General features: G+C 48.4%; 5 protein-coding genes and 1 rRNA gene. 4 read left to right on the forward strand and 2 right to left on the reverse strand.

The window, feature by feature from the left end:
* Positions 1-34: 34 nt before the first annotated feature.
* Positions 35-1,441, reverse strand: coding sequence for a glutamate--ammonia ligase (gene glnA / locus XMD579_RS10830; protein WP_173482210.1), 1,407 nt, complete (start codon positions 1,439-1,441; stop codon positions 35-37).
* Positions 1,442-1,830: 389 nt separating this feature from the next.
* Here glnA and typA point away from each other — a divergent pair, with 389 nt between their 5' ends.
* From typA to dtd, 4 genes are all read left to right on the forward strand, one after another.
* Positions 1,831-3,639, forward strand: coding sequence for a translational GTPase TypA (gene typA / locus XMD579_RS10835; protein ID WP_173482209.1), 1,809 nt, complete (start codon positions 1,831-1,833; stop codon positions 3,637-3,639).
* A gap of 132 nt (positions 3,640-3,771) precedes the next feature.
* Positions 3,772-5,376: an MFS transporter gene (locus XMD579_RS10840; protein ID WP_173482208.1), complete on the forward strand. Its 1,605-nt coding sequence runs from the start codon at positions 3,772-3,774 to the stop codon at positions 5,374-5,376.
* On the forward strand, positions 5,373-6,323 hold the full coding sequence (gene pip, locus XMD579_RS10845; RefSeq protein ID WP_173484510.1) for a prolyl aminopeptidase: 951 nt from the start codon (positions 5,373-5,375) through the stop codon (positions 6,321-6,323). The genes XMD579_RS10840 and pip overlap by 4 nt, the downstream gene beginning before the upstream one ends.
* On the forward strand, positions 6,323-6,760 hold the full coding sequence (dtd, locus tag XMD579_RS10850) for a D-aminoacyl-tRNA deacylase (protein ID WP_173483774.1): 438 nt from the start codon (positions 6,323-6,325) through the stop codon (positions 6,758-6,760). The genes pip and dtd overlap by 1 nt, the downstream gene beginning before the upstream one ends.
* A gap of 402 nt (positions 6,761-7,162) precedes the next feature.
* Here the strand turns inward: dtd and rrf are convergent.
* Positions 7,163-7,278 (reverse strand): 5S ribosomal RNA (gene rrf / locus XMD579_RS10855).
* Between the last annotated feature and the right edge of the window lie 5 nt (positions 7,279-7,283).

Consider the following 7,283-nt stretch of genomic DNA (forward strand, 5'->3'; position numbering starts at 1 on the left):
CGGCAGGTGCCGGGTTTTTTGAATCGATAAGATCTTAAACTGAGTAGTAAAGATCGTATTCGATTGGGTGAGTTGTCTGGCTCACTTGAGCACACTCTTCACGCTTAAGTTCGATGTAAGCGTTTAGCATGTCTTCAGTGAATACGCCGCCGCGAGTTAGGAACTCGTGATCAGCTTCTAGAGCGTCCAGAGCTTCTTCTAGTGAAGAACAAACCTGTGGGATCTGAGCAGCTTCTTCAGCTGGTAGATCGTAAAGGTCTTTGTCTGCTGCATCGCCAGGGTGGATCTTGTTCTGGATACCGTCAAGACCCGCCATCATTAGCGCAGAGAACGCTAGGTATGGGTTAGCGATTGGATCAGGGAAGCGTGTCTCGATACGACGGCCTTTAGGGCTAGTTACGTATGGGATACGGATAGAAGCTGAACGGTTACGAGCTGAGTAAGCTAGCATAACTGGTGCTTCGAAGCCTGGAACAAGACGCTTGTACGAGTTAGTACCTGGGTTACATAGAGCGTTAAGCGCTTTAGCGTGCTTGATGATACCGCCGATGTAGTAAAGAGCTTCTTCAGATAGGCCCGCGTATGCGTCGCCAGCGAAGATGTTAACACCGCCTTTAGATAGAGACTGGTGAACGTGCATACCAGAGCCGTTGTCACCAACGATTGGCTTAGGCATGAACGTAGCTGTTTTACCGTAAGCGTGAGCAACGTTGTGAACTGCGTACTTAAGAATCTGAACTTCGTCAGCTTTCTTAACAAGGGTGTTACCTGCCACACCGATTTCACACTGACCAGCAGTTGCTACTTCGTGGTGGTGTACTTCTACGTGCAGACCCATCGCTGTCATCGCGTCACACATTGCAGCACGAAGATCGTGTAGAGAGTCTACTGGTGGTACTGGGAAGTAACCGCCTTTAACGCGTGGACGGTGACCTGTGTTACCGCCTTCGAATTTGCTGTTAGAAGACCATGCAGCTTCTTCAGAAGATACAGTGTAGCCACAACCAGACATGTCAGAGTGGAAGTGAACTTCGTCAAATACGAAGAACTCTGGCTCTGGACCGAACATAGCGCTGTCAGCGATACCTGTTGATTTCAGGTACTCTTCTGCACGCTTAGCAACAGAACGTGGATCACGCTCGTAACCAAGACCTGTAGCAGGCTCAACGATGTCACAACGGATGATGACTGTTGCATCTTCAGAGAATGGATCAACGATAGATGAAGAGTCATCTGGACGAAGGATCATGTCAGAGTCGTTAATACCCTTCCAACCTTGGATAGATGAGCCATCAAACATTTTGCCGTCTTCGAAGAAGTCGTCACCCATTTCGTGAACTGGGATAGTTACGTGCTGCTCTTTACCTTTAGAGTCTGTAAAGCGAAGGTCGATCCACTTCGCGTCAGTTTCTTTGATCAGATTTAGTGTCTGTTCAGACATTATGGCTCTCTCCATTATCAGATATTGCCAGACTAGTAGCCTTGGGTTTAAGCCTGCACCATGCAAGCTCAGTCTTCCTAACGAGCTAGCAAACAGTATGCCAACTCGAAAAAAGTCTTTATTTACGGTGATTTACCGCATCAGCAACGAATCACCAATGACAATAAACGCACCAATTTGATGCACACCTAAAACATACGCACCACAATGGTGCTTTAAACTATTACTAGTCTGTCGATGTGTGCCAATATGATACTCCAGCCAAAAAATTTTGCACTAGATTCGCTTCTAACAATTGTTCATATGGTCCAAATTTATTGGCTATTAATTCGCCTTGATCACGCTCGACGCGTATAATCCGCGCATCTTTAATTAATGAGACTCACCTCGTGATCGAAAATCTTCGCAATATCGCCATCATCGCACACGTCGACCATGGCAAAACCACCCTAGTTGATAAACTTCTAGAGCAGTCAGGTACCCTTGGCCGTCGTGATGAAGGCGCTGAGCGCGTCATGGACTCAAACGACCAAGAGAAAGAGCGTGGCATCACCATCCTTGCCAAAAACACCGCCATCACTTGGAACGACTACCGCATCAACATCGTCGATACTCCTGGGCACGCCGATTTCGGTGGTGAGGTAGAGCGTGTTATGTCGATGGTTGACTCGGTCCTTCTGCTTGTTGATGCAGTTGATGGTCCAATGCCACAAACACGCTTCGTTACTCAGAAAGCCTTTGCACGCGGCCTTAAGCCAATCGTTGTTATCAACAAAATCGACCGTCCTGGTGCACGTCCAGATTGGGTTATGGATCAGGTTTTCGAACTGTTCGACAACCTAGGCGCTACCGATGAGCAGTTGGACTTCCCGATTGTCTACGCCTCAGCGATCAACGGTATTGCGGGTGATGATCACGAAGCTATGGCTGACGATATGACGCCTCTATTTGAAGCGATCATCAAGCACGTTGATGCGCCTCACGTCGATACAGAAGGTCCATTCCAGATGCAGGTCTCTGCGTTGGACTACAACAGCTTTGTCGGTGTTATCGGTGTGGGTCGTATCTCACGCGGTAAGATCTCTACCAACACGCCTGTTAAAGTCATCGATTCACACGCAAAAATGCGTTCAGGTCGTATCCTTAAGATCATGGGCTACCACGGTCTTGATCGTGTCGATGTCGACAGTGCACAAGCAGGTGACATTGTCTGTATTACCGGTCTAGACGAACTCAACATCTCAGATACGCTGTGTCACCCAGATGTTGTTGAAGCACTACCAGCACTCTCTGTCGATGAGCCAACCGTCTCTATGACATTCCAGGTCAACGACTCTCCGTTTGCCGGTAAAGAGGGCAAATTCGTTACCAGCCGTAACATCAAAGAGCGTCTAGAGCGCGAATTGATTCACAACGTAGCACTGCGTGTAGAGCCGGGTGATAGCCCTGAGAAATTCCGTGTATCAGGTCGTGGTGAACTTCACCTATCGGTACTGATTGAGACCATGCGCCGTGAAGGCTTCGAACTTGGCATCAGCCGTCCTGAAGTAATTCAGAAAGAGGTAGATGGCGAAATCCACGAACCTTACGAGATCGTTATGATCGACGTTGAAGAGCAGCACCAGGGCTCGATCATCGAAGAGCTAGGCATGCGTCGCGGTGACATGACGAATATGGAAGTTGACGGCAAAGGCCGCTGTCGCCTGACCTTTATGATCCCTTCTCGCGGTTTGATCGGCTTCCGTAGCCAATTCCTAACCATGACGTCTGGTACTGGTATCATGAACTCAATCTTTGACCACTACGGTGTGGTGAAAGAGGGTGAGACGGTGACTCGTAACAACGGCGTACTGGTTTCGATGGTTAACGGTAAAGTACTGGGCTACGCACTCTTCTCTCTTCAGGAGCGCGGTCGCCTCATGATCGGTCCAAACATTGAAGTGTACGAAGGCATGGTCATTGGTATCCATAGCCGCTCGAATGACCTAACGGTTAACCCAACCAAAGGTAAGCAGCTAACCAACGTCCGAGCCTCAGGTACTGATGAGAACATCGTGCTAACGCCACCTATCCGCTTTACTCTAGAGCAGGCTCTAGACTTCATTGAAGATGATGAGTTGGTTGAAGTAACACCTGAGAACATCCGTATTCGTAAGAAGTTCTTGAAAGAGCATGAGCGTAAACGCGCTAAGCGTTAATTAATTTGCAATAAATGCAAAACATAAAACGGTGCCAATGCAAATTGAGCACCGTTTTTTTATATTCAAACGAAATAAACGGAGTAAACTAAAGTCCAAGAAATCTTGAAGTGACAAACTAGGAACCACCTAATGACCAACAGCATTTTTTACCGGGTCAGCCCTATTCTTTTTTCAATTATTGGTATGGCGCTTAGCCACAACCTATTCTTTATCATCCTCCCTTTAAGAATGCAGTCGGCGGGCATTGAGTCTTCACAAGTCGGTATTGCTATGGGTATGTTTGCCGCCGGCTCTATCCTGGCAGGGATGTTTGGCGCCAAAGTCGTCAACCGCGTCGGTCATATCCGCGCCTTTGCAACAATGGCTGCAACACTGTCGATCGTCTCAATACTGCACACACTTCTTGAATCGTTCATCATCACTTCCCTGTTAAGGGTCGTTGCAGGCTTCTGCTTCATCACCAGTTTTATTACTCTGGAGAGCTGGCTTAATGTCACCAGTGATAGCAGCAACCGCGGTAAACTGTTCAGTGTCTACCAGATATTCTTTGCTGTCGGATTCGGTTCAGCACCTTTTGTGATGAACATTTTCGAAGAGAGTGATTTTAGACTGTTCGGTATTATCAGCGCCGTATTAGCGATCGCTCTGATTATTATGTCGATGTCACGCATGCCAGCACCCGAGCTACCTGGCCGAAGCCGCCCAATGTCATTTGGGCAACTATGGAAGGTCTCTCCATCAGGTACTCTATCTTGCCTGGTGGCGGGTTCTATTGGCTCCGCAAGCGTATCACTGATCGCTCTATACGCTTACGATCGAGGCTTTAGCGGCACACTACTATCAATCATTTTAGGCTCCTATTTGCTTGGGGGCCTCATGACACAATACCCAACTGGCTGGTTTGCGGATCGTTTCGATAAACGTACGGTGGGCGCTGTATTAATGATGATTGGTGTCGGTGCAAATGCCGTCATCATTATCGATTTTTACAGCGCTCTACCCACCTGGTTCGTCACCTTCTTCTTCCTACTGTCAGGGGGCGCTGGGGCCGCTATTTTCCCGCTAGCTGTGACACAGGTGTTCGACCACATCGACAGTAAAGAGGCGATGCCTGCAACCAGTATGATGCAAATTCTATTAGGCGTCGGTGGTGTCGTCGGCCCTATCGTGGCGGGCGCTATGATGGAGTGGTTTAGCTCTGTTTGGCTCTACTTCTACGTCATTTCACTGCATCTACTGCTGATGCTCTTCTTATTAGTGCGTAAGCTCTTCTTGCGAACCGAACGTCTAGAACCCGCTCAGCCCTACCAGTTCACAACCAACCCTGCATCCGTGCCTCCTCTTGAGGAGTACGTGGCTGCAGAGATTGCAGAGCCGGCGCTTAAACTGTTGATTGAGGCACTCAAACAGAACCCGAAAGATCCTCAGCACCTAATAAAAACTGCACTGGAATCTGCTCACCTAAAAGCAGAAGAGGTAGCATTACAGATGGTATTAAAGCTGCCCAAACGAGCGGGTGAGTTAACCGAACACTTAGTCACAATCTATCCAGAGAATCGACTAAAGGTAGCTAAGTCATTGACCGACTTCTTTGATCTGCATAAAACCCGTATCAATTACGCCATTGTGGGAGGGCTTAAAACGGATGCGAGCCCACAGGAGATATTTGAGATCGATCGATTAATTGAGCTGCGTAAGAAACGCCTAGAAGATGCGGGGTTACCAGTAGAATGAGAACACTCTACCCAGAAATAAGTGCCTACCACAGCGAGCAACTGGATGTAGGCAAAGGGCACAGCCTCTTTTTAGAGCTTTCAGGCAACCCCAATGGCGAGCCTATTCTGTTCGTCCACGGCGGGCCAGGCGGTGGTTGTTCGCCCGAGCATCGACGCTTTTTTAACCCAGAACATTACAAAATCATTCTATTTGATCAACGCGGCTGTGGGCGCTCGACGCCGCATGGCAGTTTAGAAAACAACACAACGGAACACTTAATCGCTGATATTGAAAAGATTCGTACCCATCTCGGCCTAGATAAGTGGGCACTATTTGGCGGTAGTTGGGGTTCTACGTTAAGCCTTGCCTACGCACAATCTCACCCAGAGCGAGTCAATGCACTGTTTCTAAGAGGTATATTCCTCTGTCGACCTAGAGATATTCAGTGGTTTTACCAAGAGGGAGCAAGCTATGTATTCCCTGACCATTGGGAATCATTTATAGCACCGATACCGGCCGATCAGAGAAACGACATGGTCAGCAGCTACTATAAAGTTCTGACCAGTGATAATGAACTAGAGCGTATGGCAGCAGCAAAGGCTTGGTCTATTTGGGAGGGACGCTGCTCCACATTAGATCCTAACCCTAGTTTGGTTGACCACTTTGGTGATCCTCATGTCGCATTAGCCATGGCGCGTATCGAAGCACACTATTTTGCCAACAACTCTTTTATGTCTGAAAACCAACTGCTCAATCACTGTGATCGCATCAAAAAGATACCGACCTGGATTGTTCATGGCCGATATGACATGGTTTGCCCTATTGAGCAGGCACACCTATTGGCTAAAGAACTGCCTCAAGCAAACTTTGATATCGTTCGTGATGCCGGACACTCAGCCTTTGAGCCGGGCATTACAGACCGTTTAATCCATGCCACCGATCAGTATCTGGAGTTAACCAGCTAATGAAAGGACTTATTCAACGAGTCAGCAGTGCTAGCGTTGTAGTAGACGGCAACTGCGTCGGTGAAATAGATCATGGGATACTTCTTTTACTCGGTGTAGAGAAAGAGGATGACCGATCAAAAGCCGATAAACTACTCGACAAGGTGATCAACTACCGCATCTTTAGCGATGAATCGGACAAGATGAACCTTAGCCTTAAAAATATTGAAGGCGAGTTACTGGTGGTCTCTCAATTTACGCTGGTAGCCGAAACCTCCAAGGGCAAACGACCGGGTTTTTCAAAAGGGGCATCTCCAGCACTGGGTGAAGAGCTCTACAACTACTTTGTAGAAGCGGCTAACAAAACGGGGCTTAAAGTTGCGACCGGGAAGTTTGGTGCCGATATGAAAGTATCACTAACCAATGATGGGCCGGTTACGTTTTGGTTGGAGAGTTAGGAAACGTAGGATCGGTTTTGCGAAGGCCGCGATCAATAGGAGCGTAATTAGAGAATGGTGTCAGACCGGAGGTCAGACACCGGAGCAGTGAACTGACATCGGAGCACCGGGTCTGACCTCTGGTCTGACCCGACTATCTGATCCGGCAGAGATTCTGTTAAATAGTTGGAGCGGTCTTGCAAAGGCCGCGATGGGATTGGCAGTGGATCTCTTACGAAGCGAGCAATGACCTACAATAGGTTACGAACGGTGTTCGTAATCGCTTCGCGACGCCGTTGGCGCCTCCCCTGCGCACCTTCGGTGCATCTGTGGTCACATGGGCATTCGCTCAGAAGTCTCCTTGCGACTAAAAAACAAAAAACCCCAGGACCTTCCGGTACTGGGGTTCTTTGTTTATTAGGTGCCTGGCAATGACCTACTCTCACATGGGGAAACCCCACACTACCATCGGCGATGACGCGTTTCACGACTGAGTTCGGTAAGGGATCAGGTGGTTCCACGTCTCTATTGTCACCAGGCAAAA

It is taken from the genome of Marinobacterium sp. xm-d-579 (assembly GCF_013282935.1).
Taxonomy (GTDB): Bacteria; Pseudomonadota; Gammaproteobacteria; order Pseudomonadales; family Balneatricaceae; genus Marinobacterium_E.

Bases quoted from the DNA above. Each gene is read 5' to 3' on its own strand.
- glnA (WP_173482210.1), bottom strand. From the start codon at position 1,441: ATGTCTGAACAGACACTAAATCTGATCAAAGAAACTGACGCGAAGTGG.
- XMD579_RS10840 (WP_173482208.1), top strand. From the start codon at position 3,772: ATGACCAACAGCATTTTTTACCGGGTCAGCCCTATTCTTTTTTCAATT.
- pip (WP_173484510.1), top strand. From the start codon at position 5,373: ATGAGAACACTCTACCCAGAAATAAGTGCCTACCACAGCGAGCAACTG.
- dtd (WP_173483774.1), top strand. From the start codon at position 6,323: ATGAAAGGACTTATTCAACGAGTCAGCAGTGCTAGCGTTGTAGTAGAC.